The sequence below is a fragment of the Variovorax monticola genome (assembly GCF_051216855.1).
GTDB lineage: Bacteria > Pseudomonadota > Gammaproteobacteria > Burkholderiales > Burkholderiaceae_C > Variovorax.
In genome coordinates this window covers 709,008-734,965 of sequence record NZ_JBPJZP010000003.1, presented here as the reverse complement: position 1 = coordinate 734,965, position 25,958 = coordinate 709,008, and the positions used below count along the sequence as shown (strand labels likewise).

Genomic DNA, 25,958 nt, shown 5'->3' with positions numbered 1-25,958 from the left:
GGACAGTGAAACGACTCAGCGCCGATGATAGTGCGGGTTCCCGTGTGAAAGTAGGTCATCGTCAGGCTCTTACAGCCCAGAAAACCCCAGTCAGTGATGACTGGGGTTTTTTGCTTTTCGCCAAAGCATTCGTCAACACCAACGCGCGAATGACCACAACAAGGCAGACGTAAAAAAACCCGATGAATACATCGGGCTTTTACTATCCGCGTGCATCAAGAATTCGTCCGCAGTTGCGGGTGACTCCACGCCATTGGCGGTGAAGTAGTGACGTTTGTCGCGCAGCACGCAAACCGGCTCTGTCGCCAACGCATTGTTCAGCAGCTTGACGACATCGTCACGCCACGGACCGAAGCTGGGGATCACCGCGCCGTCTTCCAGGCCGTTTCGCGCTGCATCGAGGCCAGCTTGGTCGAGCAACAGACGCTTGTGTCAGCTCGCCTTGACTGAAGACGAAACGTCGGTTTTCATGGAAGGTCCTTTCGTGGGGGGCTTGAGCTCTTCTGCATCAACGTGTTGACGACATCAGCCACGTCGGATGTCTTCAGAACTGCTGCCAGCACGGCAGTGACAGACAACAGGCGCCACGGTTTGACGAGAACCACCACCGCGCCAGTGGCGGCTGCAATCGCCATGAGCTTGGCCGGTTGCCTGCGTGCGTAAGTTTCAAGCAATGGTCGCGCCAACTGACCAACAGCGTGCGCGGGGTGCCGCTGCCACCAGCGCTGCGCCACGCTGCGCTGCGGCCCATGGAGAACCATACGTTTCCGTTGAGTCCGCGGGGTCGCCCTTCGTGCTCGCCAAGAGGCGGCAGCGTAGCGGCCGCACCGTGGTGCGCATACTCCAGTTCATCTTCGGCCGTTCGGGTTGGCCGAGATCCACGATCGTCGCGAGGCTCAGAAATCCCGTTAAGTTGATGGACCAGCGCCCGGAGTGACAGCGACAAGCGTTGCTGCGGTGTCAGAGGTGCACGTTCAGCGGCGGCCATGTCGAATTCCCGCGTCATGCAATGCCTGCAGATCGGCGTCGAGTTGCAAGCGCAGGTCGTCGAAACCGTGGTTCGGGCTGGGCCGGGTGGCGTACCAGGCACAGAAAGCCGCAATCACAACGGCCACGCCCGGCACGGCGACAAGAACCCAATGAAAGCTGCCGTGGAGCACGCCAAGCAGCACCGCTACGCCGATGAGGCCGAGGGCCAGCACCGCGCTTGCAGCCGCCAGCACGCCGGCGACGATGCGGGTGACAAGGCCGCGCCCCGCTTGCGCAGTTTCCTGGCGAACGAGGGCGGCGTAGTTGGCGATGTGATCAGCGACGAGTTCCGGATGCCCGAGCACCGTGGAAAAAATCGGATGAAGCATGGTGCCGGAGGTCGATGAAGCGACGGGAACTCAGCGAATCAATAGTCGTCCCGGCTGCGGCGGCTGGCGAGCACGATCAGCGCTGTGATGGCTGCACCTGCGGCGGCTGCAATCAGCACCGAGCGAACCGGTTGGTCGGAAATGTAGCGACCGGTGACGTCTGCAGCCTGCTCGAGGCGGCGCTGGGCACGTGCGCTCGTGGTGGAAGCGGCATCGAGTCCCCGTTGAACGGCTTGCTGTACGCGAGCGGCCAGCTGCTCGACGGCCGGCTCTGCATCGCGGCGCAGATCCCGAACCTTTTCGCCAGCTGCATTCACTGCGTTCTGTGCATAGGCACGAGTGGATTCCACCGCTTCGTTGGCGGTCTGGCGCGCGTCATCGGCGAGTTGCGAGGCGGTCTTGGTCGTGTTCATGTGAAAGTCCTTTCCGGGAAAATAAATACTGGAGCCTGTGAATCGTAACGAGGCTACTTGCGTCGTAGCAAGCCGGCAACGAAGCTGGCAATCGCGAGGATGGCGAAGATCACGAAAAGAATCTTTGCAATCCCCACCGCACCGGCCGCAATGCCACTGAAGCCAAGCACTGCGGCGATCAGCGCTATGACCAAAAACACCACCGTGTAATGCAACATGCAGAACTCCTTCGAGGTTGGCTTCGTCGTCTTGAAAAATGGCACATCCGGCAACTCTGTGGAGATTCGGATGACACAGTTCAACCTTAAAGGGGAGGGCCCTCAAGACCTGTCAGCGGTCGGGCGCGGGCGGCGTAGGAGATGGCCGAGTTACCCTGGACAGGGGGCGTCAAGGAGCGCTGGCCCGCCTTTGCCCGTCAGATGCTTGACGCTGGTTTGACGATGGGCAGCATTGCGCTCAGATGCGTGCCCTTGCCGGGCGTGGACGACACCGTGAGCTTGCCGCGTGCAGCTTCCACCCGATGCCGCATGCCCGCCAGACCATGTGTCGACGGCCGCATGTGCAGGGTGTCGAAGCCCTTGCCGTTGTCTGCGACCTCCACGATCACGTGGTTCTCGTAATTCTTCATCACGATGGTCGCTTCGCTGGCCTGAGCGTATTTGCCGATGTTGGTCAGGCTCTCCTGCACCATGCGGTAGATGGTGAGCTGGCGCGATTCGTCCATGGCCGCCGGCTCCAGCGCCATTTCGATCTGCAGGCCCGAGCGTTCGGCGAATTCGCGTCCCAGGATTTCCAGCGACGCAACCAGGCCCAGGTTCGACAACGAAGAGGGCCGCAAATCTTCGATGATGCGGCGCTTGAGCGCAATCCCGCTGTTGAGCAGTTCGGTCAAATGCTGCAGCCGCTGAATGGCATCGGGCGCATCGGCCAGCCGTGACTTGAGGCGCGCCACGTCCAGCTTGGCTGCAGTGAGCAGCGAGCCCAACTCGTCGTGCAGTTCGCGTGCGAGGTAGCCGCGCTCGGTCTCACGCACGTCCTGCAGATGGGTTGCCAGCTCTGCCAGCGAAGCCGTCCGCTCGCGCACCTCGTCTTCCAGTGCATTGCGTTCGCGCTGCAGGGCCTCCTGCTGTCGCTCGCCGATGGAGCGCAGCGCATGGGTCTGGCGCAGGTACAGGAAAAAAGCGATCAATGCGGCCAGCGCGACGATGGCGGTACCGATGCGAGCGAGCCGCAGCGAGCGCAGCACCTGCGCCTGGCTTTCGTGGAGGGTGTCGTTGCTGATCCTCACCAATTTGCCGGCCGTCGCGCGAATGGCCTCCATTTCCTCGCGGCCGACGTCCGTGGTGATGACGAACTTCCATGCGTCTTCCTTGCCGTCCTGGCGCAGCCGCACGCTCATGTCCATCTCGGCCACCTTGCGCAGCACGTGCTTCGACAAATCGGTCAGCTCATCGAGTTCGGCCGGCCGGCCCGCATACATCCGGCGCAGGGCGGCCAGCTGGCCGTCGACCTGCTTGACCGCCGTGTCGTAGGGTTGTCGGTAGCTCGCCTCGCCCGTCAGCAGGTAGCCTCTGCTTCCGGTTTCGGCGTCCAGCATGCTCTGCAGGATCTCGCTGAGCGTGCCGCGTACCTGCTGTGCCTCTTCGATGTCGTACAGCGCGCGGCTCGACTGCCGGTAGCCGGCCTCATTGATTCCGACGAGGGCCAGTGCAGCAAGGGCCGCAAGCAGCAGGCTGACGGCCATTTTTGGAGGGGCTAACCAGTGCATGAAACTTTCAAGGCTGCGTACTACGCAAGTTCGTGAATAATTGACAACAATCAGAGACCCGGAATGTTGCGACCCGCATGTCCGCAACACAACGACGAAAGTAACAGATGATCAAAATTGGAATTGTGGACGACCACGCCATCGTGCGGTCTGGCCTCCGGCAGTTCTTCTCCGAGCACGTGGACCTGCGCGTGGCGGGTGAAGCTGCCAGCGGACGCGAAGCCATCGAACTGGTGCGCACCACGGAACTGGACGTGCTGGTCATGGACCTTTCGATGCCCGGGCAAAGCGGAATCGACGCGCTGGCCATGATCCGCGCCAAGGCGCCGGACGTGGGCATCCTGATTCTGAGCGGCTATCCGGAGGAGCACTACGCGATGAACCTGATCCGCCAGGGCGCGAGCGGCTACCTGAACAAGGAATGCGATCCGATCGAGATCGTCAACGCCATTCGCACCATTTCGCTGGGCCGGCGCTACATCACGCCCGCCGTGGCCGAACTGCTGGCCCGCCAGCTCGACCGCAAGGACGACGCCGCGCCGCACGAGCAGTTGTCGGAACGCGAATTCCAGGTGTTCCTGAAGTTGGCCAAGGGCGAAACCGCTGGCGACATCGCCAAGACGCTGTCGCTTTCGGTAAAAACCGTGAGCACCTACCGCACGCGCCTGATGGAGAAGATGAACCTTTCCTCCAACAGCGACCTGACGTATTACGCGCTGAAGAACAAGCTGATCGACTGAGATCGGCGCGACGGAAAAGAAGAGGTCCGATGCGGCTTCTTCTTCAACCCGCCTTGGGCGCCCGGCGCAAGTCTCCGGCCTGGACAAGGCAAAAGTCGACCAGTGCGTCAATTTCGTTCGACTTGTCGAACACGGCATCGACACCGAACTCGGCGCAGCGCCGCCGGATGTCGGGCGTCGCATAGTTGCTGAGCACCACCACTTTCTGGGCGGGCTTGCGGGCCTCGCATGCCTGGAGGACGCCCAACCCGCTTCCCTGCTTGAGAAAGAGGTCGACGATGACGAGGTCCCACCCGTCTTCGTGCGCACCGAGCCACGCGCGTGCGCCGTCCTCGGTCTCGGCAAAACCGACGACCGTGCTGAGAGTGAGCTCTTCCAGAGTGCCAATGAGGTTTTCACGGATCGTGAGGTTGTCTTCGACGACGTATGTCTGCAATCTGGAATCCATGCCGAACCACGCTTCCTCTCACGTTGACAGGAGCTTTTACAGCGCCCCGCTGATAGGGAAAGCCTGCATTCGGAGATTGCGGCTACTCCGTCGCGCATCTTGCAAGCTGCGGGAGCCGGGCGTTGTAGGCGGGTTCCGACGCTTTCACCCGCTCCACAGCAATACCTTGCTCGTAGGCGATGCCCCACGGTCTGTGCGGCCCCTTGCCGACCCGGGCGGCGCGATCGATGAGGTAACAGGGAAGTCATGGCAATGAACATCTTGCGAACCCGGCCCCTGTGGCAAAAACTGCTCGGCTGCGTCGTACTCCTTTTCGCGGCATTGGTGCTGGTGCTGGCCTTTTTCCCGTGGGACGTGCTGCGCGAACCGCTCAACCGCTATGTCAGCGAAAAGACCGGACGCAAGTTCGAGATCACGCGGCGGCTCGACGTAGGCCTCGGGTGGCGGCAGGCCACCATCAAGTTCGATGGCATCGAGTTCGCCAACCCCGACTGGGCACGCGACCCGTATCTGGTAAAGGCAGACCGCGCCGAATTCGACATCCGCATCTGGCCGCTCGTCGCCAGCAATATCGTGATCCCGCGGCTTGCGCTGTTTTCGCCGACGGTCGGATTGCAGATGGAGGCCGACGGCCGCCGTACCTGGGCACTCGGCAAGGACACCTCGGATTCCGGCACCGTGCCCAGCATCGGTCTCATCCAGGTGGACACCGGGGCGCTCGACTTCCTCGCCAAGCACCTGGGTGTCGACCTGCATGTCGACCTGAGCTACGACTCGGAACGCGGCGCGATGCCGCTCGACTACCGCATCAAGGGGCGCTACAAAGGCCAGCCACTGACCGCCAACGGGCGCGCCGGCAATGTGCTGCAGATCAACGCCGCGGGGGCTCCACCCTTCCCACTCGAGATCAACGCCGCTGCCGGGCAGACGCAGCTGAAGGCTGCCGGCACCGTGGCCGAACTGTCGGGGCTCGATGGCATCGATGCCAGGTTCGAGATCAAGGGCCAGACGCTCGGCGCGCTGTTCCCCTTGCTGGGCATTGCGTTGCCGCAGACCTCGCCCTATGCCCTGAGCGGCAAGCTGGGCAAGCGCGGCAAGCTCTGGGAGGCCACCGGCCTCAAGGGCAAGCTGGGTCTGTCCGACATCGGGGGAGACATGAAGTTCGACCAGGCCGGCAGGTTGCCGCACCTGACTGGAGATCTGCGCTCGCGTGTCATGGACATGGACGACCTCGGGCCGCTGATCGGCTTGCCGCCAACGGCGCGTACGGCCAGCGCGGTGGAAGGCGTGGCCCCGCCGCCGACAGTCACACAGGTCAAGCGCGCTGGCGGCAAGGTGCTGCCCACGGCACCTCTCGACTTCGAACGCTTGCGCGCCATGAATGCCGACGTCAAGTACACGGCCGACAAGATTCAGAACGTGCGCGACATCCCGCTCGACCGCGGCAGCGTGCAGGTCAAGCTGGACACCGGCGTGCTCACGCTCGATCCGCTCGACCTGGGCGTGGCCGGCGGCAAGCTGGGCGGCGCGATCCGCATCGATGCCTCGAAGAATCCCGCGGACATCCGTGCCTCGCTTGACATCAAGGCCATGCAATTGGCGCGCCTGTTCCCCAAGCTCGAAACCACCGGCAACAGCGTGGGCAGGCTGGACGGGCGCATCAACCTGTCGGGCTCGGGCAGCACGGTGGCCAACTGGCTCGGCGGGGTGTCGGGCGATGTGGCGGTGCTCTCGGGCAGTGGGCAGTTCGGCAACCTGCTGCCGGTTTTCGCCACGCTGGTGGGCGGCGACATCATCAAGTTCCTGCTGCGTGGCGACCGCAACGTAGAACTGCGCTGCGCGGCAGTGGCATTCGACGTCAACAAGGGGCTGATGACAGGAAGAACGCTCGTGGTGGACACGACCAACGCCGTCTTCACAGCCACCGGCCAGGCCAATCTCGCGACCGAAGGGCTGGATTTCGTGATTCGCCCGGAGCCCAAGAGCAAGAGCATCCTTTCGATTCGCACGCCGCTGGTACTGAGCGGAACTTTCGGCGCGCCGAAGGGTGGCCTGCAGGTGGCGCCCCTTGCGGAACGCGGCTTGGCCGCGCTGGCGCTGGGCGCCATCAACCCGTTGCTGGCGCTGGCCGCGACCATCGAGACCGGCCCGGGCCAGGATTCCGATTGCAAGGGTGTGCTGGCGGCTGCGAACAAACCTGCGGCCGGTGCGGCCGCCAACGGTGCCGCCCGCGCCAAGGGCGCGCGCCAGCCTTAAGCGCTCGGCGTGGCGGGGGCAGGGCGCTGCCCGCAGACGCCGCACTGCGGGTCGCGGGCCACGCGCAACGTATCGAACGAAGTGCTGCGCCCGTCGAACATCAGCAGCTTGCCCGCCAGCGATGGGCCGATGCCCGCCAGCAGCTTGAGTGCCTCGCTGGCTTGCAGGGTGCCGATGGTGCCGACCACGGGGCCGAAAACCCCCAGCACCGCGCAGCGCGTCTCTTCGAACGCAGCGTCCGGCGGGAACAGGCAGGCATAACAGGGCGATGCGGCGTCGCGCGTGTCGTAGACGCTCAACTGGCCGTCGAAGCGGATCGCCGCGCCGGCCACCAGCGGCTTGGCGTGGTTCACGCAGGCACGGTTGACGGCTTGGCGGGTGGCGAAGTTGTCGCAGCAATCCACCACCACGTCGGCCTCGGCGACGAGGCGCGAGAGCAGCGCCTCGTCCGCGCGCAGGGCGTGGGCCTCGATGGAAATGCCTGGGTTGATGTCGCGCATGGCCTGCGCTGCGGACTCGACCTTGGGAAGGCCGACGCGCGCCTGCGTGTGGGCGACCTGGCGCTGGAGATTGGTGAGATCGACCTCGTCGTCGTCGACCAGCGTGATGTGGCCGACACCCGCCGCCGCGAGGTAAAGAGCCACCGGCGAGCCCAGCCCGCCGGCGCCGATGACAAGAACCCGTCCGGCACTGACGTGCTCTTGCCCGTCGATACCGAATTCCTCGAGAAGAATGTGGCGCGAGTAGCGCAGCAGCTCGCTATCTTCCATGCGCCACCGGATCAGTTTTCCTTCTTCTCTTCCTTGTTCTCGACGATCACCTGCGTCTTGCTGACCAGCACTGGCTGGCCCTTCAGGCGATTGATCGCCTGCACCAACGGGAAGTCCTTGTCGGTGCCGAACTCGGGCGTCTTGCGGTCCTGCGGCGGCTTCTTGGCTTCTTCCTCGAGGCGCTTGCGGGCTTCGTCGCGGGCCTTTTCGCGTTCCGGGTCCTTGACTTCGGGGCCCTGGCCGCTGGCCAGGTGCTTCTCGAGGTCGGCCTCGCGCATGCGCAGGGCGGCGAAGGGGCTGCCCTCGGCGCTTTCGTCGACCAGCACGTTGGGCACGATGCCCTTGGCCTGGATCGAGGTGCCGCTCGGCGTGTAGTAGCGCGCCGTGGTGATCTTCAGGCCGGTGTCCGGGCCGAGCGGGCGCACCGTCTGCACCGAGCCCTTGCCGAAGGTCTGGCTGCCCATGATGACGCCGCGCTTGTGGTCCTGCAGGGCGCCGGCGACGATTTCGCTGGCCGAGGCCGAGCCTTCGTTCACCAGCACCACCAGCGGCACCGTCTTCAGCGCCGCCGGCAGGCTGCGCAGCGGGTCGCTGCCCGAACGGCGCTGGTAGAACTCCGGCGCCGCCTTGTAGACCGACTTGCTCTCGGCCAGCTGGCCGTCGGTGGTGACCACCGTGACGTTCTCGGGCAGGAAGGCCGACGACACCGCCACCGCCGCGTCGAGCAGGCCGCCCGGGTCGTTGCGCAGGTCGAGCACCAGGCCCTTGAGGTTCGGGTCTTCCTTGTACAGCTCGTCGACTTTCTTCACGAAGTCGTCGACGGTGCGTTCCTGGAACTGCGACAGGCGGATCCAGCCGTAGCCGGGTTCGATCATCTTGCCGCGCACCGACTGCGTGCGAATTTCCTCGCGCGTGATCGTGACCGGGAAGGTGCGGCTCTCGTCCTTGCGGAAGATGGTCAGCAGCACCTTGGTGTTGGCTTCGCCGCGCATGCGCTTGACCGCCTCGTTCAGCGACAGGCCGCGCACGGCGGTGTCGTCGATCTTGGTGATCAGGTCATTGGGCTTCAGGCCGGCGCGGAATGCCGGCGAGCCTTCGATGGGAGACACGACCTTGATCAGGCCGTCTTCCTGCGAAATCTCGATGCCCACGCCGACGAACCGGCCGGTCGTGCCTTCGCGGAATTCCTTGAAGGACTTCTTGTCGAAGTACTGGGAATGCGGGTCGAGCCCGGCAACCATGCCCGAAATGGCGTCGGAGATGAGCTTTTTCTCGTCGACCGGCTCGACGTAGTCGCTCTTGACCATGCCGAATACGGCAGCGAGCTGCTGCAATTCCTCGAGCGGCAGTGGCGCGAGCGACCCGCGTGCGACTGTCTGCAACGAGACGGTGGTCAGGACGCCTGCAACGGCGCCGGCGGCGACCCAGCCGGTGATCTTCAATTTCTGGCCCATCATGAGTGCTTGTCCTTGTCGGCGGCTGTCGAACCAATATACACAGCTTGGAAGCAAATTGCCTGCCGGGGTTCCACGAAGGAAGCGGCAGGCAGGGGTTTCTTTTTCAGCCTTTGCCTTGCGAAGCCACCGCTGCGGCGGCCTGTTCGGCGGCCGCGGCATCGCCGAGGTAGTAGTGCCGCAGGGGCTTGAGGTCGTCGTCGAGCTCGTAGACCAGCGGAATGCCGTTCGGGATGTTCAGGCCGACGATGGCGTCGTCCGCGACGCCGTCGAGGTATTTCACCAGCGCCCGGATCGAGTTGCCGTGCGCCGCCACCACCAGGCGGCGCCCGGTGCGGATGGCCGGCGCCATCGACTCGTTCCAGAACGGCAGCACGCGCGCAACCGTGTCCTTCAGGCACTCGGTCAGCGGAATCTGCTCCGGCGACAGCTTGGCGTAGCGCACGTCGCCACGCTCGCTGCGCGGGTCGCCGGCTTCCAGCGGCGGGGGCGGGGTGCCGTAGCTGCGGCGCCAGACCAGCACCTGCTCGTCGCCGTACTTCTTGGCTGTCTCGGCCTTGTTCAGGCCCTGCAGGCCGCCGTAGTGGCGTTCGTTCAGGCGCCAGGAGTGCACCACGGGCAGCCAGGTGCGGTCCAGCTCGTCGAGCGTGTGCCACAGGGTGCGGGTGGCGCGCTTGAGCACGCTGGTGTAGGCGACATCGAAGTCGTAGCCCTCGGCCTTGAGCAGGCGGCCGGCCTGCTTGGCCTGCTCCACGCCGGTCTCGGTCAGGTCGACGTCGGTCCAACCGGTGAAGCGGTTTTCGAGATTCCAGGTCGATTCGCCGTGACGGATCAGTACCAGTTTGTGCATGTGGGAGGCCTTTGGCTGCGCTTGCGAAACCTCGCATTCTAAAATCCCCGGTTTGCCATTCAAGGAACCCTCGTGAAATTGATCGAATTCGTCACCGCGAACTGGATGCTGATCCTGATCGCGCTCAGCTCGGGCGCCATGCTCGCCTGGCCGCTGGTGCGGGGCGCGGGCGGCGGAACGCTCACGGCGCAGGGTGCCGTGCAGCTCATCAACCGCGAGCGCGCGGTGCTCGTCGACGTGCGCGAACCGGAAGAATTCGCCACCGGCCACATGATCGGCGCCAAGAACGTCCCGCTGAACCAGCTGCAGGAAAAGCTCTCCGGCGCGGTCAAGAACAAGAATGTTCCGCTGCTGCTGGTCTGCGCTACCGGCGCGCGTGCCCAGCGCGCGGTCGCCACTGCCAAGAAGCTCGGCTACGAGCAGGCCCAAGCGGTCGCCGGCGGACTCAAGGCCTGGAAAGACGCTAACCTGCCGGTTGAAAAAGCCTGAGTCTTCCCAAGGTAAAGCGCATGCAAGCCGTCAAGATGTACACCACCGCCGTCTGCCCCTACTGCACCCGTGCGAAGCAGATCCTGAAGTCCAAGGGCGTCGAGCAGATCGAAGAGATCCGCATCGACAGCGACCCGCAAGCCCGCGCCGCCATGATGGAAATCACCCAGCGCCGCACGGTGCCGCAGATTTTCATCGGCGACACGCACGTCGGGGGCTGCGACGACCTGATCGCACTCGACGGCCGCGGTGGCCTCGTTCCGCTGCTGCAAGCCGCCTGAAACACAAAGCAACCGGCGTCACGAAGGTGGCCCGGTCGCCGGGCGATAATCATCTGCTCATTCATCTGCAGCCCGCTGCGGGAACCTCTCCCCGGCGGGCATTGTTTTGACTCTCGAAAGTTCAGCCATGGCCGACCAGCAAGCCCAAGATCCCATCTTCCAGATCCAGCGCGTCTACCTCAAGGACCTGTCGCTCGAGCAGCCCAATTCCCCCGCGATCCTGCTGGAACAAGAACAACCCACCGTCGACATCCAGCTCGGCGTGGACGCCCAGCCCGTGGCTGACGGCATCTTCGAGATCACCGTGTCGGCCACCGTGCAGACCAAGATCGGCGACAAGACCGTGTTCCTGGTCGAAGCCAAGCAAGCCGGCATCTTCGAGATCCGCCACCTGCCCGAAGACCAGATGGGCGCCATCCTCGGCATCGCGTGCCCGCAAATCGTGTACCCGTACCTGCGCGGCAACGTGGCCGACGTGATCCAGCGCGGCGGCTTCCCGCCCGTGCACCTCGCCGAAATCAACTTCCAGGCGATGTACGAACAGCAGCAGGCACAGGCCGCCGGCCAGGCCGCTGCGCCGACCCTCACGCAGTAAACCGGCACGACGCCGCCAACGCATGATGAAGATCTGCGTTCATGGCGCCGGTGCCTGGGGCACGGCCGTCGCAGTCAACGCGTCGGCCCGCCACGAGGTCACGCTCTGGGCGCGCGACGCCGCCCAGGCCGACGCCATGTCGGCCGCACGTGAAAACACCCGCTACCTGCCCGGGCTGGCCCTGCCGGCCTCGCTGGCCGTGCGCGCCGGCGCGATCGCCCAGGCGCAGGCCGGCGCCGACCTCGTCATCGTGGCCACCCCCATGGCCGCCCTGCGCGAACAGCTCATGGCGCTGCGCGGCACGACCGCGCAGGTGGCGTGGCTGTGCAAGGGCGTCGAGCCCGCTCTCGACACATCCCCCACATCTTTCGGCCTGCTGGCCCACGAAATATGGGCGCAGGTTGCGCCCGACCTGAGGGCGGGCGTGCTCAGCGGCCCCAGCTTCGCTCAAGAGGTTGCCGAAGGGCGGCCCACCGCGCTGGTGGCCGCCAGCCCGCACGCCAGCGTGCGCGACGCCCTGGTCGATGCCTTCCACGGACCGGCGCTGCGCGTCTACGCCAACGAGGACATCGTGGGCGTGGAAGTGGGCGGCGCGGTGAAGAACGTGCTCGCCATTGCCACGGGGCTGTGCGACGGCCTTGCGCTCGGGCTCAACGCCCGTGCGGCGCTGATCACCCGTGGCCTGGCCGAAATGACACGCTTCGGCGTTGCGCTGGGCGCCCGCGCCGAGACCTTCATGGGCCTCTCGGGCCTGGGCGACCTGGTGCTGACGTCCACCGGCGACCTCTCGCGCAACCGCAAGGTCGGCCTGCTGCTGGCCCAGGGCCGCACGCTGGCGCAGGCCGTCGCCTCGCTGGGCCACGTCGCCGAAGGCGTGTACTGCGCCCGCACCGTGGTGCAACGCGCGCGCGGCCTGGGCATCGAGATGCCGATCGCCGAAGGCGTGGTCGCGCTGCTCGACGGCCGCGTCAGCCCGCAGGAGGCCGTGGCCGCCCTGACTGGCCGCGACCCCGTGCCGGAATCGGTCCAGCCGGCCCAGCCCGGTGGGGCGGATTCCCCCCGTCAATCCTCTTAAAAAAACGCAGAGACAAAGCGCCATGAGCCCTCGCTTCGATTTTTCAGCGTCGGCCGTGGCCGCGCTGGCCCTGTCCGACGCCACCCGCGCATTGCAGGAAGACGTCGCCGACGGCGACCTGACTGCGTCGCTGGTCGACCCTGCGCGCACCGCCCATGCCCGCGTGCTGGCGCGCGAAGCTGCGGTGGTGTGCGGCGCACCCTGGGTCGAGGCCACGCTGCGGCAACTCGACCCCCAGGTGCGCATCCGCTGGCTGTGTGCCGAGGGCGAGCGCTGCGCCGCCGACCAGACCGTGCTCGAAATCGAAGGGTCTGCCCGCGCGCTGCTGACGGCCGAGCGCACCTCGCTCAATTTCCTGCAGCTGCTGAGCGCGGTCGCCACCAAGACGGCGCTGTACGCCGACGTCATCAGCGGCACGCGCGCCCGCATCGTCGACACGCGCAAGACGCTGCCGGGCCTGCGCATGGCCCAGAAGTACGCCGTGCGCACCGGCGGCGGCCTGAACCACCGCATCGGCCTGTACGACGCGGTGCTCATCAAGGAAAACCACATTGCCGCCGCCGGCGGCGTGGCCGCGGCGCTGCGCGCGGTGGCGCCGGTGGCGTCGCAAGCCGCCTTCGTCGAGGTCGAGGTCGAAACCCTCGCCCAGCTGCACGAGGCGCTGGACGCCGGCGCGCGCATGGTGCTGCTCGACAACATGGACCTGCCCACGCTGCGCGAGGCCGTGCGCATCAACGACGCCGTGGGCGAGGCGCGCAAGGCAGTGCTCGAAATCTCGGGCGGCGTCACGCTCGACGGCCTGCGCGCGCTGGCCGAGACCGGTGTGGACCGCATCTCGGTCGGCGCACTGACCAAGGACGTGAAAGCCATCGACTACTCGATGCGCTTTCAGTAAAAAAGACTTCTCCCATGACGACCGCTTCCGTCATCGACGTCGACTACGAGCAGCCCGCCGAATCGGCCGGTTCCGGTTCCGTCTGCGACACCCGCCATGCCTGGGCCCGCGTGCCGCCCGAGCCTTCGCCCGACGAACGCATCGCACTCAAGAGCCGCATCCGCCGCCTGCTGCGTGAACGCAATGCGGTGATGGTGTCGCACTTCTACGTGCACCCCGACCTGCAGGACCTGGCCGAGGAAACCGGCGGCATCGTGAGCGACTCGCTCGAAATGGCACGCTTCGGCCGCGACCATGCCGCGCAGACGCTGGTGGTGTCGGGCGTGCGCTTCATGGGGGAGACATCGAAGATCCTCTCGCCCGAAAAGCGCGTGCTCATGCCCGACCTGGACGCGAACTGTTCGCTCGACCTGGGCTGCCCCGTCGAGCAGTTCGGCGCCTTCTGCGACCGGCACCCCGATCGCACCGTGGTCGTCTACGCCAACACCAGCGCGGCCGTGAAGGCGCGCGCCGACTGGCTGGTCACGTCCAGCTGCGCGCTCGACGTGGTGGGCGCGCTGCACGCCGCGGGGCAGAAGATTCTCTGGGGCCCCGACCGCCACCTGGGCGACTACATCCAGCGCCAGACCGGTGCGGACATGGTCAGCTGGAACGGCGCCTGCATCGTGCACGACGAGTTCAAGGCGCTGGAGCTCGAGCTGCTGATGAAGGACCACCCCAAGGCCAAGGTGCTGGTGCACCCGGAGTCGCCGTCGGACGTCATTGCGCTGGCCGATGCCGTGGGGTCCACCTCGGCCATCCTGAGTGCGGCGCAGCGCATGGACGCGACCGAGTTCATCGTCGCCACCGACAGCGGCATGCTGCACAAGCTGCGCACGCTGAACCCGGCCAAGACCTTCATCGAGGCGCCGACGGCTGGCAACGGCGGCACCTGCAAGAGCTGCGCGCATTGCCCGTGGATGGCGATGAACGGGCTGGTGGAGCTGGCGAATGCGCTGGAGACGGGGGTGGGGGAGATCCACGTCGACCCGGCGCTGGGGTTGAGGGCAAGGGTGCCGATCGACCGGATGCTGGCGTTCACGGCGGGGTTGAAGAACGGGCAGGCGCCGGGCAGCCTGGTGGCGGGCATCGGCGCTGCCTGAAGCGTTGTTCCCTCTCCCCTTGGGGAGAGGGCTAGGGTGAGGGCAGGGGCCTCACCACATCGCGCGGCGTTCGACGCCGCTCACCCTCACCCCAACCCTCTCCCCAAGGGGAGAGGGAGCAAGGCCCGAGCCCTAGAACTCGACGCTGCAGCTGTCCCCCAGCGCCTCGCGCCACACCTTCACGCGCGCCAGCGACCCCCGCAAATCCGGCAGCGCCTGCGCAATGAACACGCACAGGTTCTCCAGCGTCGGCTGGTGCAGCCCCGGCACGTCGTCCAGCAAATGATGGTCGAGCTGCTCGCGCACCTCGTCCAGCCGCCGGCGCAGCAGCCCCAGGTCGATCACCATGCCCGTCGCGGGATCGCGCTCGCCCGCGAGCCACACCTCCGCATGGTAGGTGTGGCCGTGGACACGGCGGCTGCCTTCGACTTCGATCTCGCGCTTCAGCGTGTGGGCGGCGTCGAAGAAAAAGCGTTGGCTGATGGTGAATCGCATCGTCGAAAAAACTCGGGAAAAAAGAGGCCGCCGCTTCAGCGGATGCCGGTGATCTTGTGGGTCTGCACGCTCAGGCGCCACGCCGGTTGCCGCATGCACTCGGCGATGCACAGCTCGGTGTTGGCGATGCGGTCGGGCCCGTCCATGGGCTGCAGGAAGCGGTGCGTGAAGTCGCCCGTGCGCGCCATCGTGTCGAGGTCGAAGGCGGTTTGCGGCCACACCAGCTTCAGCTCCTGCCCGCGCTGCTGCACCCACGGCGCGCCGGCCTTGGGGCTGATGCACAGCCAGTCGATGCCCGCGGGCGCCTCGACCGTGCCGTTGCTTTCCACCGCGATGCGAAAGCGCCGTACGTGCAGCGCATCGACCAGCGCCGCGTCGACCTGCAACAGCGGCTCGCCGCCGGTCAGCACCACCAGCCGGTGGTCGGCGTCGCCCGCCGGCCATTGCGCGGCGATGCTGTCGGCCAGCAGCTCGGCGTTCCTGAACTTGCCGCCCAGCGTGCCGTCGGTGCCGACGAAGTCGGTGTCGCAGAAACGGCAGATGGCAGTGTCGCGGTCGGCTTCGCGACCGCTCCACAGGTTGCAGCCGGCGAAGCGGCAGAACACCGCCGGCATGCCGGCCTGGCCGCCTTCGCCCTGCAGGGTATAAAAGATTTCCTTGACGCTGTAGCTCATGGGACGGAAGGAGCCTCGATCTCCAGGTTGTCGATCAGCCGTGTGTTGCCCAGGCGCGCCGCGGCCAGCGCCACGAGCGGCTCGCCGGCCGAATCGGAAGAAGGGCCCTGCAGGTCCGCGCGGCGGCGCAGCACAAGGTAGTCCGGTTTCCAGCCGCGCTGCGCCAGCGACTGCATTGCCCGCGCTTCGATCGCGGTCACATCGGTCTCGCCCGCGCGCACCGCCTCGGCCATGGCCTTGAGCGCCCGCGACAGCTGCACGGCTTCGGTGCGCTCGTCCTTGCTCAGGTAGCCGTTGCGCGACGACAGCGCCAGGCCGTCGTCGGCGCGGAAGGTCTCGCTGCCCACGATCTCGATGGGCAGCGCGAATTGCCGCACCATGTGGCGAATGGCCATGAGCTGCTGGTAGTCCTTCTTGCCGAACACGGCCACGCGCGGCTGCACGCACTGGAAGAGCTTCATCACCACTGTGCACACGCCGATGAAGAAGCCGGGCCGGAAGTGCCCTTCGAGGATGTCGGCCAGCGCCGGGTCGGGGTGCACCTTGCAGGTCTGGGGCTCGGGGTACAGCACTTTCTCGGTGGGCGCGAACAGCACGTCGCAGCCGGCCGCGCGCAGCTTCTCGCAGTCGCTGTCCCAGGTGCGCGGATAGGTGTCGAAGTCCTCGTGCGGCAAAAACTGCAGCCGGTTCACGAAGATGCTCGCGACCGTGGCGTCGCCCAGCGGGCGGGCCTGCTCGATGAGCGCGATGTGGCCGTCGTGCAGGTTGCCCATGGTGGGCACGAAGGCCGGGCGCTGGCTGGCCGACAGGCGCCTGCGCAGTTCTTCGATGGTGTGTGCGATGTACATGGGTGGGTTTCTCCCTGCGGGCGTCGGTGGCCGGGCATCCTTGTGTGACTGAAGATGAAAAACGGGTGGAGTGGTCAGCCGCCCGATGGCACCAGAACGGTCGGTGCGGCGGGCTCGGCGAGCGATGGATAGTCGCGGCTGAAATGCAGGCCACGGCTCTCGTGGCGGGCCTGCGCGCAGCGCACGATCAGCTCGGCCACCTGCACCAGGTTGCGCAGTTCGAGCAGATCACGCGTGACATGGAAGTTCGCGTAGAACTCCCGGATTTCGGCCTGCAGCAGCGCGATGCGATGGCTCGCGCGCTCCAGGCGCTTGTTGGTGCGAACGATGCCCACGTAGTCCCACATGAAGCGGCGCAGCTCGTCCCAGTTGTGGGAGATGACCACGGCCTCGTCGGCGTCGGTGACGCGGCTGTCGTCCCAGGCGGGCAGGCTGGCGCTTTCATGCACCGGCGCTTCGGTGATGGCGCCGGCGGCAGCGCGCGCGAACACCATGCACTCGACCAGCGAGTTGCTGGCCAGCCGGTTGGCGCCATGCAGCCCGGTGCAGGCGGTCTCGCCGATGGCGTAGAGGCCCGCAATGTCGGTGCGCCCGCTCAGGTCGCTGAGCACGCCGCCGCAGGTGTAGTGCGCTGCCGGTACCACCGGAATCGGCTCGCGCGTGATGTCGATGCCCAGCTCGAGGCAGCGCGCCAGGATGTTGGGGAAGTGTTCTTGCAGGAACGCGGCCGGCTGGTGCGAGATGTCGAGGTACACGCAGTCCAGCCCGTGCTTCTTCATCTCGAAGTCGATGGCGCGGGCGACCACGTCACGCGGCGCGAGTTCGGCGCGTTCGTCGTGCTTCGGCATGAAGCGCGTTCCATCGGGCAATTTCAACAGCCCGCCTTCGCCGCGCACCGCCTCGCTGATCAGGAACGACTTGGCGTGCGGGTGGTACAGGCAGGTCGGGTGGAACTGGATGAACTCCATGTTCGACACCCGGCAGCCCGCGCGCCAGGCCGCGGCAATGCCGTCGCCGGTGGCGGTGTCCGGATTGGTGGTGTAGAGATAGACCTTGCCCGCGCCGCCCGTCGCCAGGATGGTGTGCGGCGCGCGAAAGGCCAGCACCTCGTCGGTGGCGTCGTCGAGCGCGTACAGGCCCACGCAGGCCGGGTCGTCGAGCCCGAGCTTGGTTCCGGTGACCAGGTCGACCAGCGTGTGGTGTTCGAACAGCGTGATGTTCGGCGTGCGGCGCACCCGCTCGATCAGCACCTGCTGCACGGCCGCGCCTGTGGCGTCGGTCACGTGAACGATGCGGCGCTGGCTGTGGCCGCCTTCGCGCGTCAGGTGCAAATCGCCACCCTCTTCGGAGAAGGGCACGCCCAGCTCGCGCAGCCAGCCGATGGCCTCGGGCGCATGCTCGACCACGAAGCGCGTGGCCTCGGGGTCGCACAGGCCGGCGCCGGCCACCAGCGTGTCCTGCACATGGGCGTCGAAGCTGTCGCCCGCCGCCAGCACGGCCGCGATGCCGCCCTGCGCCCAGGCGCTGGAGCCGTCGTTCAGCGCGCGCTTGGTCAGGACGGCCACGCGGTGCGTGGGGGCCAGGTGCAGCGCGGCCGAGAGGCCGGCCAGACCGCTGCCGACGATCAGGACGTCGAAGTCGTGCACGGCGGAAGTCACGGGTTTGAACGAACCGGCTGTGTCAGGTCGGCGCGTAGGCCAGCCGGACGTAGATGGGTGCGAAGGCTTCCGCCTGCGTGATGTCGATCAGCGTTTCCTTCGCGAGCTCCAGCATCGCGATGAAGGTGACGATCAGCACCGGCGTGCCGCGCGTCACGTCGAACAGCTTCTCGAACTCGACGAAGCGCTGCCCCTGCAGGTGGCGCAGCACGATGCCCATGTGCTCGCGCACGTTGAGCTCTTCGCGCGAGATCTTATGGTGCTGCACGAGCTTGGCGCGCTTCATGATGTCGGCCCACGCATCGCGCAGCTCGATCACGTCCACTTCGGGGAAGCGCGGCTTGAGCGACTGCTCGATGTAGACCTGCGCCTTCCAGAAGTCGCGCCCGTAGGTCGGCAGGGCGCTGAGGGAGGCGGCCTGCAGCTTGGTCTGCTCGTACTCCATCAGGCGGCGCACGAGCTCGGCGCGCGGGTCTTCGGCCTCTTCGCCGTCGGCCACCTTCTTGGGCGGCAGCAGCATGCGCGACTTGATCTCGATCAGCATCGCGGCCATCAGCAGGTACTCGGCCGCCAGCTCGAGGTTGGTCTGGCGGATTTCGTCGACGTAGCTCAGGTACTGCCGCGTGAGCCCCGCCATCGGGATGTCGAGGATGTTGAAGTTCTGCTTGCGGATCAGGTAGAGCAGCAAGTCCAGCGGGCCTTCGAAGGCCTCCAGGAACACCTGCAGCGCCTCGGGCGGGATGTACAGGTCCTTCGGCATCGCGAACAGCGGCTCGCCATAGAGCCGCGCGAGCGCGACCTGGTCGATCACGTCGGGCATGGCGACCACCAGCGCGCCGGAGTCGTCGTTCCTGCTCATCGGACGATTGCTATTATTTCAATAGCGAACAACGCAGTGCGGACGTGCGTATCCTGCCAATTCGGCATCAGAAAATTACTTGGATTGCGTCTGGTAGACGTACGGCTGCATCGGTACGCGGGCTTCGCTGTATTCGTTCAGCTGGCTGCGGTCGAGGTGCTTGTCCCAGAGAAGGGCGCGGCCGGCGCGCTGTTCGGCTTCGAGCGTGGGCTTCTTTTCCTTCATCTCTTCGATGAAGTTGGTGATCTCGGAAGAGTAATGGGGGCGACGGAAGATGGACATAGACTGAACCTTTATGGCGCGAATTTTACCGGGGACGGCATGACGCAACGCAGAGGGTGGCAGATTGGCATGGCAAGTGCGCTTCTGGCGGGCGCACTGGGGCTCGCGGCATGCGACCCGAAGAACATCAGCGAACTCGAAGAAGGCGTCTCCACCGAAGCCGATGTGCGCGCCCGTTTCGGCGACCCCGAAAACGTCTGGGACGCGCCCGGTGCGGGTCGCGGGGCCCGCGTGTTCGAGTACAACCGCCAGCCCGCGGGCCAGAAGAACTACATGATCACCATCGGCGCCGACGGCAAGATGAGTGCGCTGCGCCAGGTGCTCACGCCCGAGAACTTCGCCAGGGTGCAGCCCGGCCTGATGATGGAAGACCTGCGCAAGCTGCTCGGCAAGCCCGCCAAGGTCACGCCCTATGCGCTGAAGCGCGAGACCGAATGGGAGTGGCGCTGGGTGCAGCCGCCGAACTCGCCCATGGTCTTCACCGCCACGCTGAACGACGACCAGCGCGTGGTGCGCAGCGGCTCTTCGCCCGACCGGGGCACCGAGGCGCCCTGAGCCGGTCGCCCGGCTTACGGGCTGTCGGGAATCACCGCATCGGCCGCCGCGCCCACGGCTTTGCCGGTGATGCGCACGGTGCCGATGGCCGCATCCGCAGCCAGGCCGACCGCGCTGGCGCCCACGCTCACCGCGGTGCCCGCCACGCTCACCACCGCGCAGCCGCCCAGCAGGGCGGACATTGACAGCAACACAAGCGCTCGGTGAAGGCGGGTCAGGGGGGGCAGGGGGGTCACGGGAGCTTCCTTGTCGTCGGTCAGCGCACGCGCATGCCCGGCGTCGCGCCCGGCCAGGGTTCCAGCACGTGGATGCCCGGGTGGGCCTTGTCGTCGCCATGGCTCGCGGCCAGCACCATGCCTTCGCTCACGCCGAACTTCATCTTGCGCGGCGCGAGGTTCGCCACCAGCACCGTGAGCTTGCCGACCAGCTGCTCGGGCTGGTAGGCGGAGGCGATGCCGCTGAACACGTTGCGCAGAACAGGACTCCCCTGCGGGTCGGTGCCTTCGCCCGCGTCCAGCGTCAGGCGCAGCAGCTTGGTCGAGCTCTCGACCTTCTCGCAGTTCACGATCTTCGCGATGCGCAGGTCGATCTTCACGAAGTCGTCGATGGTGATGGTGGGCGCGATGGCTTCGCCGCCCGGCAGGTCCTGCGCCTGCACCGCGACAGGTGCGGCAGCCACAGCCTCGGGCGCGTCGAACAGCTTCTCGACCACCTTCGCATCGGCACGCTGCATCAGGTGCTTGTAGTCGCCGATGGCGTGGCCAGCGGGCAGTGCTTGCGCCGCATCCGCCCACACCAGCGGCGAAATCTTCAGGAAGGCCTCGACGTTCACCGCCAGCGCTGGCAGCACCGGCTTCAGGTACAGCGTGAGCAGGCGGAAGGCCTCGATGCACACGGTGCACACATCGTGCAGCCGCGCCTCGGCGCCTTCCTTCTTGGCCAGCTCCCAGGGCTTGTTCTGGTCGACGTACTCGTTCACCTTGTCGGCCAGCGCCATCACCTCGCGCAGTGCGCGGGCGTAGTCGCGGCCGTCGTAGAGCGACTGCACCTGCGGCGCGGCGGCACGCAGCGCCGACAGCAGCGTTTGCCCGTCGGCCGACACGGCGCCCAGCTTGCCGCCGAATCGCTTGCCGACGAAGCCCGCCGCGCGGCTCGCGATGTTGATGTACTTGCCCACGAGGTCGCTGTTGACGCGCGCCACGAAGTCCTCGGGGTTGAAGTCGATGTCCTCGTTGCGGCCGTTGAGCTTGGCCGCGATGTAGTAGCGCAGCCATTCCGGGTCCAGGCCGATCGACAGGTACTTCAGCGGGTCGATGCCGGTGCCGCGGCTCTTGCTCATCTTCTCGCCGCTCACCGTCAGGTGGCCGTGCACGTACACCGCATCGGGCGCCTTGCGGCCGCTGAAGTGCAGCATCGCGGGCCAGAACAGCGTGTGGAAGGTGATGATGTCCTTGCCGATGAAATGCACCTGCTCCAGGTCGGGGTCGGCCATGTACTCGGTGTACGAGATGCCGTCGCCGCCCAGCTCGATGCAGCGCTTGTCCAGCAGGTTCTTGAGCGACGCCAGGTAGCCCACGGGGGCGTCGAGCCACACGTAGAAGTACTTGCCCGGCGCATCGGGAATCTCGATGCCGAAGTAGGGTGCGTCGCGGCTGATGTCCCAGTCGCCCAGGCCGCCCTTGCCCTCGTCGTCCTTGTAGAGCCACTCGCGGATCTTGTTCTGCACTTCGGATTGCACGTGGCCGGGGGCGGCGGTCCATTCCTTCAGGTAGGCCTCGCAGCGCGGGTCCGACAGCTTGAAGAAGAAGTGGTCCGAGCTGCGCAGCTCGGGCTTGGCGCCCGACAGGGCCGAGTAGGGGTTGATGAGCTCGGTGGGCGCATACACGGCGCCGCACACCTCGCAGTTGTCGCCGTACTGGTCCTTCGAATGGCAGTTGGGGCACTCGCCCTTGATGAAGCGGTCGGCCAGGAACATGCCCTTCTCGGGGTCGTAGAACTGCTCGACGCTCTTGGTCTCGACGAGGCCGGCGGCGCGCAGGTCGCGGTAGATGTCCTGCGCGAGCTGGTGGTTCTCGGGCGCGTCGGTCGAATGCCAGTTGTCGAACGAGATGAAGTAGCCGTCCAGGTAGGGCTTGCGGCCCGCGGCGATCTCGGCCACGAAGGCCTGCGGCGTCACGCCGGCCTTGTCGGCCGCGATGGTGATGGCCGCGCCGTGCGCGTCGTCGGCGCACACGAAGTTGACCTCGGCGCCGTTCATTCGCTGGTTCCGCACCCAGATGTCGGCCTGGATGTATTCCATCATGTGGCCGATGTGGAACTTGCCGTTGGCGTACGGCAGGGCGGTGGTGACGAAGAGCTTGCGCGGGGCGGACATCGGGGAGGGCGCTTTCGGGAGTGGAACTGACGGAACCGGGGATTTTAGGTGCGGCGTCGGCGCGCGTGGTTTCCCGGGTTTGATGGCAGCATCGCCCGATGCCACACGCCATCGACCTCGGCGCCTACATCGCCGGACTTGCCGCCTCTCCCCTCGCACCCTGGGCCGCGTCGCTGCCCTGGGAGCTCCCTCCGCGCGCCCCGGAGATCGTGCGCCGGCTCCTGGCCGGGTTGCCGCCCGCCGACTACGCCATCGACGGCGAGGTGGCCGTGCACCGCAGCGCCCGCATCGAGCCCGGCGCGGTGCTGAAGGGCCCGCTCATCGTCGGGCCCGGCTGTTTCGTGGCCGCGGGCGCCTACCTGCGCGGCCACAGCTGGGTCGACGCGCGCTGCAGCCTCGGGCCGGGCGTGGAGCTGAAATCGTCCTTCGTGTTCGCGGGCACGGCGCTGGCGCACTTCAATTTCGTCGGCGACTCGGTGCTGGGCACGGGCGTCAACATGGAGGCCGGCAGCATCGTGTGCAACCACCGCAACGAGCGTGTGGCGAAGGAGATCTTCGTGCGCAGCAGTGACGGCGCAGCACTGCAGCCCACGGGCTGCGAGAAGTTCGGCGCGCTGATTGGCGACGGCGCGCGCATCGGTGCCAATGCGGTCATTGCGCCCGGCGCGCTGCTGCGGCCGGGCCGGGTGGTGGCCCGTGCCTCGCTGCTCGACCCCGAAATGCCCGGCCACGAGTGACCCACGAAGTCGCGGGGTGTCTCGCGCGAGACGTATGCTCCAACCCCCGATACAGCAAGTGAGGCACCGCCGATGACCACCCCCATTCCCGCAACCCTCATTCCCGGCGATGGCATCGGCCCCGAGATCGTCGACGCCACCCTGGCCGCGCTCGACGCGCTGAAGGCGCCCTTCGTGTGGGACCGCCAGATCGCCGGCCTCGGCGGCGTGGTGGCCGCCGGCGACCCGCTGCCCGTGGCCACGCTGGACAGCATCCGCCGCACCCGCCTGGCCCTGAAGGGCCCGCTGGAAACGCCGTCGGGCGGCGGCTACCGTTCGTCGAACGTGCGGCTGCGCGAGGAGTTCCAGCTGTACGCCAACCTGCGCCCCGCGCTCACCATCATTCCCGGTGGCCGCTACGACAAGATCGACCTGGTGGTGGTGCGCGAGAACCTCGAAGGCCTTTACATCGGGCACGAGCACTACGTGCCGATCGACGGCGACCCGCATGCCGTGGCCATGGCCACCGGCATCAACACCCGCCAGGGCAGCCGCCGCCTGCTGGAGTACGCCTTCGAGACGGCCGTGGCCACGGGCCGCAAGAAGGTCACCATCGTGCACAAGGCCAACATCATGAAGGCGCTCACGGGCATCTTCCTGGAAACCGGCCTCGACCTGTACGAGAAGAAGTACAAGGGCAAGTTCGAGCTCGACACGGTCATCATCGACGCCTGCGCCATGAAGCTGGTGCTCAACCCCTGGCAGTTCGACATGCTGGTCACCACCAACCTGTTCGGCGACATCCTGTCCGACCTGGTGGCGGGCCTGGTGGGCGGCCTGGGCATGGCGCCGGGCGCCAACATCGGCGCCGACGCGGCGATCTTCGAGGCGGTGCACGGCTCTGCGCCCGACATCGCCGGCAAGGGCATCGCCAACCCCACCGCCATCATGCTGGCCGCCGCGCTGATGCTCGACCACGTCAAGCTGCCCGAGCTGGGCACGCGCCTGCGCAAGGCCATCGACGAGACGCTGAACATCGACAAGGTGCGCACCGGCGACCTGGGCGGCACGGCGAACACGGCGGCGTTCACGAAGGCGCTGGTCAGCCGCATCAACGGCGGTTGAGGCAGAAGAAAGCAACTAATTCCCAGGGCTGAAAAAATTCGGCCCCCAGAAACTTCAGAGGGCGACGCGCGCGGCTACAGTGCTGGCCGCACGCGCCTGATTGGCAGGCGGTGCTGTCATATCAAAACAAGCCTGGAGGGTTTTCAATGAAGAAGTTTCTCGTCGCCACTGCAGTGGCCATCGCCGCACTCAATCTGGTCGGATGCGCATCCGTGAGCATGGGCAATGCCGAGCAGGACGCGGCAGTGAAAAAGTTCGCCGCGCCCGCGGCCGACAAGTCGGCCTTGTACATCTATCGCAACGAGTCGATGGGCGGCTCCGTGAAGATGGACGTGTCCGTCGACGGCAAGCCCATCGGACAGACCGCCTCGAAGACCTTCCTTTACAAGGAAGTCGCGCCGGGCAAGCACACCATCGCCTCGACAGCCGAAAACACCGACACGCTCACCGTCGACACCCAGCCCGGCATGTCGTACTACATCTGGCAGGAAGTGAAGATGGGCGTCATGTATGCGCGCAACAAGCTGCAACTGGTCGACGCCGCCACCGGCAAGAAGGGCGTTCAGGAAACCAGCCTTGCCATGACCAAGTAACGGCCGGCGAATGACACCGGTGGCGCAAGGCCATCGCGGAACGCGTGTACGCTGCCGGGGCCATGCTCCGGTGGCGTTTCTTTTTTGAGCTGCCATGTCCTCGACACCTCTTCCCGTCCTGTCCCTCCTCGAAACCCGTGTGCTCGGCGTGCTGGCCGAAAAGCAGCGCACCGTGCCCGACAGCTACCCGCTCACGCTCAACTCGCTGCTGTCCGGCTGCAACCAGAAGACCAGCCGCAACCCGGTGCTCGAACTCACCGAGTCGCAGGTGCAGGCCGCCATCGACAGCCTGAAGGGCTACAGCCTCGTGGCCGAGACCAGCGGCGGGCGTGCCTTTCGCTACGAGCACAACACCGACCGCGTGCTGCGCATTCCGTCGCAGTCGGTCATCTTGCTGACCGTGCTGATGCTGCGCGGCCCGCAGACGGCGGGCGAGCTGCGCATTGCCTGCGACCGCATGCACAACTTCGCCGACATCTCGTCGGTCGAGGGCTTCCTGAACGAGCTGGCCGAGCGCGAGGCCGGTGGCCTGGTGGTCAAGCTCGCCCGGCTGCCCGGCGCGCGCGAAAGCCGGTGGGCGCACCTGCTGAGCGGCGCGCCGGCCGAAGAGGTCGCCGGTCCCGGGTCCGATGCGCCGTACGCCGCGCACGACGTGTCGCTGGGCGAGGTCGCGGCGCTGAAGGCCAACGTGGCGCGGCTCGAAACCGAGGTGGCATCGCTGAAGGCCCTGCTCGGGCGTGTGTGCGCCGAGCTCGGGATTTCCGAAGCGGGCTGATCGTCGGCGTTTGCCAGCCGAGGGTCGGCTGGGGTATCTTGCGCGGCATATGACGCACACCTGCCCGCGCTGCAAGCAACCCGGCATCGGCGGCTTCGCCAAGCGATGGTCCAGCCGCGCTGCGCCTGCCACGTGCAAGGCCTGCGGCGGCCTGTCGCATGTGCTGGCCAGCACGACCAGCGGCATCTGGGCGGTCGGCGTCGTGATCCTCGTGGTCTCGCTGATCGGCGGGCTGGGGCTGCATTCGGCGCTGTTCTTCTGCAGCGGGCTGGTGCTTGCGGTGGCCTGCAACGCACGGGCCTGGCGGCGCGCGGCGATGTATCCCATTTCCATGGAAAACGCGGCCAGCGCAAGCCGTGCCAACGGGTGGCTCGCGGGCATCTACGCCTTCATCGCCATCCTTCAGTAGGACGCGGCTGCGCCGGCCAGTGGCGCGCAACGGCGTCCTGCGTGCAGGCGAGGCGCGACGC

At 66.5% G+C, this 25,958-nt stretch carries 31 protein-coding genes and 1 pseudogene; 14 read left to right on the top strand and 18 right to left on the bottom strand.

Annotation, left to right across the window (positions count from 1 at the left end; translation table 11 throughout):
- Positions 1 to 195: 195 nt before the first annotated feature.
- The 6 genes and pseudogenes from ACSFA5_RS14640 to ACSFA5_RS14615 form a co-directional block, all read right to left on the bottom strand.
- Positions 196 to 423: pseudogene (locus tag ACSFA5_RS14640) on the bottom strand (ferritin-like domain-containing protein); the annotation flags it as partial.
- Between the two features lie 44 nt (positions 424 to 467).
- On the bottom strand, positions 468 to 734 hold the full coding sequence (locus tag ACSFA5_RS14635) for a hypothetical protein (protein ID WP_435444750.1): 267 nt from the start codon (positions 732 to 734) through the stop codon (positions 468 to 470).
- 240 nt (positions 735 to 974) lie between these two features.
- Entirely contained in the window at positions 975 to 1,358 is a 384-nt protein-coding gene (locus tag ACSFA5_RS14630) for a hypothetical protein (protein WP_435444749.1), read from the bottom strand.
- Positions 1,359 to 1,396: 38 nt separating this feature from the next.
- Positions 1,397 to 1,771, bottom strand: a complete 375-nt coding sequence (locus ACSFA5_RS14625; RefSeq protein WP_371086375.1) for a hypothetical protein — start codon at positions 1,769 to 1,771, stop codon at positions 1,397 to 1,399.
- 53 nt (positions 1,772 to 1,824) lie between these two features.
- Complete coding sequence (locus tag ACSFA5_RS14620; RefSeq protein ID WP_435444748.1) at positions 1,825 to 1,989, bottom strand: DUF1328 domain-containing protein; 165 nt, start codon at positions 1,987 to 1,989, stop codon at positions 1,825 to 1,827.
- A 197-nt stretch (positions 1,990 to 2,186) separates the two neighbouring features.
- On the bottom strand, positions 2,187 to 3,515 hold the full coding sequence (locus ACSFA5_RS14615) for a sensor histidine kinase (RefSeq protein ID WP_435444747.1): 1,329 nt from the start codon (positions 3,513 to 3,515) through the stop codon (positions 2,187 to 2,189).
- Positions 3,516 to 3,646: 131 nt separating this feature from the next.
- Between ACSFA5_RS14615 and ACSFA5_RS14610 the strand changes: the two genes are divergently transcribed.
- On the top strand, positions 3,647 to 4,279 hold the full coding sequence (locus ACSFA5_RS14610) for a response regulator (protein WP_007837167.1): 633 nt from the start codon (positions 3,647 to 3,649) through the stop codon (positions 4,277 to 4,279).
- A gap of 43 nt (positions 4,280 to 4,322) precedes the next feature.
- Here ACSFA5_RS14610 and ACSFA5_RS14605 read toward each other — a convergent pair whose 3' ends face one another.
- Positions 4,323 to 4,727, bottom strand: coding sequence for a response regulator (locus ACSFA5_RS14605; protein WP_435444746.1), 405 nt, complete (start codon positions 4,725 to 4,727; stop codon positions 4,323 to 4,325).
- 246 nt (positions 4,728 to 4,973) lie between these two features.
- On the opposite strand from ACSFA5_RS14605, the gene ACSFA5_RS14600 reads away from it, so the two are divergent.
- Entirely contained in the window at positions 4,974 to 6,983 is a 2,010-nt protein-coding gene (locus tag ACSFA5_RS14600; RefSeq protein WP_435444745.1) for an AsmA family protein, read from the top strand.
- Here the strand turns inward: ACSFA5_RS14600 and ACSFA5_RS14595 are convergent.
- The 3 genes from ACSFA5_RS14595 to gpmA form a co-directional block, all read right to left on the bottom strand.
- A complete protein-coding gene (locus ACSFA5_RS14595; protein WP_435444744.1) occupies positions 6,980 to 7,753 on the bottom strand; it encodes a HesA/MoeB/ThiF family protein in 774 nt (257 codons plus the stop codon). The two genes, ACSFA5_RS14600 and ACSFA5_RS14595, sit on opposite strands and share 4 nt — an antisense overlap.
- 11 nt (positions 7,754 to 7,764) lie before the next feature.
- Entirely contained in the window at positions 7,765 to 9,207 is a 1,443-nt protein-coding gene (locus tag ACSFA5_RS14590; protein WP_435444771.1) for a S41 family peptidase, read from the bottom strand.
- 106 nt (positions 9,208 to 9,313) lie between these two features.
- Positions 9,314 to 10,057, bottom strand: a complete 744-nt coding sequence (gene gpmA, locus ACSFA5_RS14585; RefSeq protein WP_435444743.1) for a 2,3-diphosphoglycerate-dependent phosphoglycerate mutase — start codon at positions 10,055 to 10,057, stop codon at positions 9,314 to 9,316.
- 105 nt (positions 10,058 to 10,162) lie between these two features.
- Here gpmA and ACSFA5_RS14580 point away from each other — a divergent pair, with 105 nt between their 5' ends.
- The 6 genes from ACSFA5_RS14580 to nadA all read left to right on the top strand — a co-directional run bounded on the left by ACSFA5_RS14580 (position 10,163) and on the right by nadA (position 14,534).
- Positions 10,163 to 10,546 carry a rhodanese-like domain-containing protein gene (locus ACSFA5_RS14580; RefSeq protein WP_435444770.1) on the top strand — a complete coding sequence of 128 codons (384 nt, stop codon included), beginning with the start codon at positions 10,163 to 10,165 and terminating at the stop codon, positions 10,544 to 10,546.
- A gap of 20 nt (positions 10,547 to 10,566) precedes the next feature.
- Positions 10,567 to 10,827 carry a glutaredoxin 3 gene (gene grxC / locus ACSFA5_RS14575; protein ID WP_093133229.1) on the top strand — a complete coding sequence of 87 codons (261 nt, stop codon included), beginning with the start codon at positions 10,567 to 10,569 and terminating at the stop codon, positions 10,825 to 10,827.
- A 127-nt stretch (positions 10,828 to 10,954) separates the two neighbouring features.
- The gene (gene secB, locus ACSFA5_RS14570) at positions 10,955 to 11,422 is read left to right on the top strand and encodes a protein-export chaperone SecB (RefSeq protein WP_409169529.1); all 468 of its coding nucleotides are present in this window, start codon (positions 10,955 to 10,957) and stop codon (positions 11,420 to 11,422) included.
- 25 nt (positions 11,423 to 11,447) lie between these two features.
- Entirely contained in the window at positions 11,448 to 12,497 is a 1,050-nt protein-coding gene (locus tag ACSFA5_RS14565; RefSeq protein ID WP_435444769.1) for an NAD(P)H-dependent glycerol-3-phosphate dehydrogenase, read from the top strand.
- A 22-nt stretch (positions 12,498 to 12,519) separates the two neighbouring features.
- Positions 12,520 to 13,392: a carboxylating nicotinate-nucleotide diphosphorylase gene (nadC, locus tag ACSFA5_RS14560; protein WP_435444742.1), complete on the top strand. Its 873-nt coding sequence runs from the start codon at positions 12,520 to 12,522 to the stop codon at positions 13,390 to 13,392.
- A 14-nt stretch (positions 13,393 to 13,406) separates the two neighbouring features.
- Complete coding sequence (gene nadA, locus ACSFA5_RS14555; protein ID WP_435444741.1) at positions 13,407 to 14,534, top strand: quinolinate synthase NadA; 1,128 nt, start codon at positions 13,407 to 13,409, stop codon at positions 14,532 to 14,534.
- Positions 14,535 to 14,666: 132 nt separating this feature from the next.
- Here nadA and ACSFA5_RS14550 read toward each other — a convergent pair whose 3' ends face one another.
- The 6 genes from ACSFA5_RS14550 to ACSFA5_RS14525 form a co-directional block, all read right to left on the bottom strand.
- A complete protein-coding gene (locus tag ACSFA5_RS14550) occupies positions 14,667 to 15,029 on the bottom strand; it encodes a 6-pyruvoyl trahydropterin synthase family protein (protein ID WP_435444740.1) in 363 nt (120 codons plus the stop codon).
- 35 nt (positions 15,030 to 15,064) lie between these two features.
- Positions 15,065 to 15,703, bottom strand: a complete 639-nt coding sequence (queE, locus tag ACSFA5_RS14545) for a 7-carboxy-7-deazaguanine synthase (RefSeq protein ID WP_435444739.1) — start codon at positions 15,701 to 15,703, stop codon at positions 15,065 to 15,067.
- A complete protein-coding gene (panC, locus tag ACSFA5_RS14540; RefSeq protein WP_435444738.1) occupies positions 15,700 to 16,551 on the bottom strand; it encodes a pantoate--beta-alanine ligase in 852 nt (283 codons plus the stop codon). The genes queE and panC overlap by 4 nt, the downstream gene beginning before the upstream one ends.
- A 74-nt stretch (positions 16,552 to 16,625) precedes the next feature.
- Positions 16,626 to 18,197 (bottom strand): L-aspartate oxidase, encoded by a 1,572-nt coding sequence (gene nadB, locus ACSFA5_RS14535; protein WP_435444737.1) that lies wholly within the window; start codon positions 18,195 to 18,197, stop codon positions 16,626 to 16,628.
- Positions 18,198 to 18,231: 34 nt separating this feature from the next.
- Positions 18,232 to 19,068 carry a segregation and condensation protein A gene (locus ACSFA5_RS14530; RefSeq protein WP_435444736.1) on the bottom strand — a complete coding sequence of 279 codons (837 nt, stop codon included), beginning with the start codon at positions 19,066 to 19,068 and terminating at the stop codon, positions 18,232 to 18,234.
- Positions 19,069 to 19,143: 75 nt separating this feature from the next.
- On the bottom strand, positions 19,144 to 19,350 hold the full coding sequence (locus ACSFA5_RS14525; protein WP_435444735.1) for a DUF3460 family protein: 207 nt from the start codon (positions 19,348 to 19,350) through the stop codon (positions 19,144 to 19,146).
- Positions 19,351 to 19,419: 69 nt separating this feature from the next.
- On the opposite strand from ACSFA5_RS14525, the gene ACSFA5_RS14520 reads away from it, so the two are divergent.
- A complete protein-coding gene (locus tag ACSFA5_RS14520) occupies positions 19,420 to 19,905 on the top strand; it encodes an outer membrane protein assembly factor BamE (protein WP_435444734.1) in 486 nt (161 codons plus the stop codon).
- Positions 19,906 to 19,919: 14 nt separating this feature from the next.
- Here ACSFA5_RS14520 and ACSFA5_RS14515 read toward each other — a convergent pair whose 3' ends face one another.
- Both ACSFA5_RS14515 and metG read right to left on the bottom strand, forming a co-directional pair.
- The gene (locus ACSFA5_RS14515; protein WP_435444733.1) at positions 19,920 to 20,087 is read right to left on the bottom strand and encodes a hypothetical protein; all 168 of its coding nucleotides are present in this window, start codon (positions 20,085 to 20,087) and stop codon (positions 19,920 to 19,922) included.
- Between the two features lie 74 nt (positions 20,088 to 20,161).
- Positions 20,162 to 22,279, bottom strand: coding sequence for a methionine--tRNA ligase (metG, locus tag ACSFA5_RS14510; protein WP_435444732.1), 2,118 nt, complete (start codon positions 22,277 to 22,279; stop codon positions 20,162 to 20,164).
- 98 nt (positions 22,280 to 22,377) lie between these two features.
- On the opposite strand from metG, the gene ACSFA5_RS14505 reads away from it, so the two are divergent.
- The 5 genes from ACSFA5_RS14505 (at position 22,378) to ACSFA5_RS14485 (ending at position 25,897) form a co-directional block, all read left to right on the top strand.
- Entirely contained in the window at positions 22,378 to 23,016 is a 639-nt protein-coding gene (locus tag ACSFA5_RS14505) for an LbetaH domain-containing protein (protein WP_435444731.1), read from the top strand.
- 72 nt (positions 23,017 to 23,088) lie between these two features.
- Positions 23,089 to 24,120 (top strand): isocitrate/isopropylmalate dehydrogenase family protein, encoded by a 1,032-nt coding sequence (locus ACSFA5_RS14500; protein WP_435444730.1) that lies wholly within the window; start codon positions 23,089 to 23,091, stop codon positions 24,118 to 24,120.
- A gap of 146 nt (positions 24,121 to 24,266) precedes the next feature.
- A complete protein-coding gene (locus ACSFA5_RS14495; protein ID WP_435444729.1) occupies positions 24,267 to 24,713 on the top strand; it encodes a DUF2846 domain-containing protein in 447 nt (148 codons plus the stop codon).
- A gap of 94 nt (positions 24,714 to 24,807) precedes the next feature.
- On the top strand, positions 24,808 to 25,488 hold the full coding sequence (locus ACSFA5_RS14490) for a YceH family protein (protein ID WP_435444728.1): 681 nt from the start codon (positions 24,808 to 24,810) through the stop codon (positions 25,486 to 25,488).
- A gap of 49 nt (positions 25,489 to 25,537) precedes the next feature.
- Positions 25,538 to 25,897, top strand: a complete 360-nt coding sequence (locus ACSFA5_RS14485; RefSeq protein WP_435444727.1) for a hypothetical protein — start codon at positions 25,538 to 25,540, stop codon at positions 25,895 to 25,897.
- Positions 25,898 to 25,958: the final 61 nt, after the last annotated feature.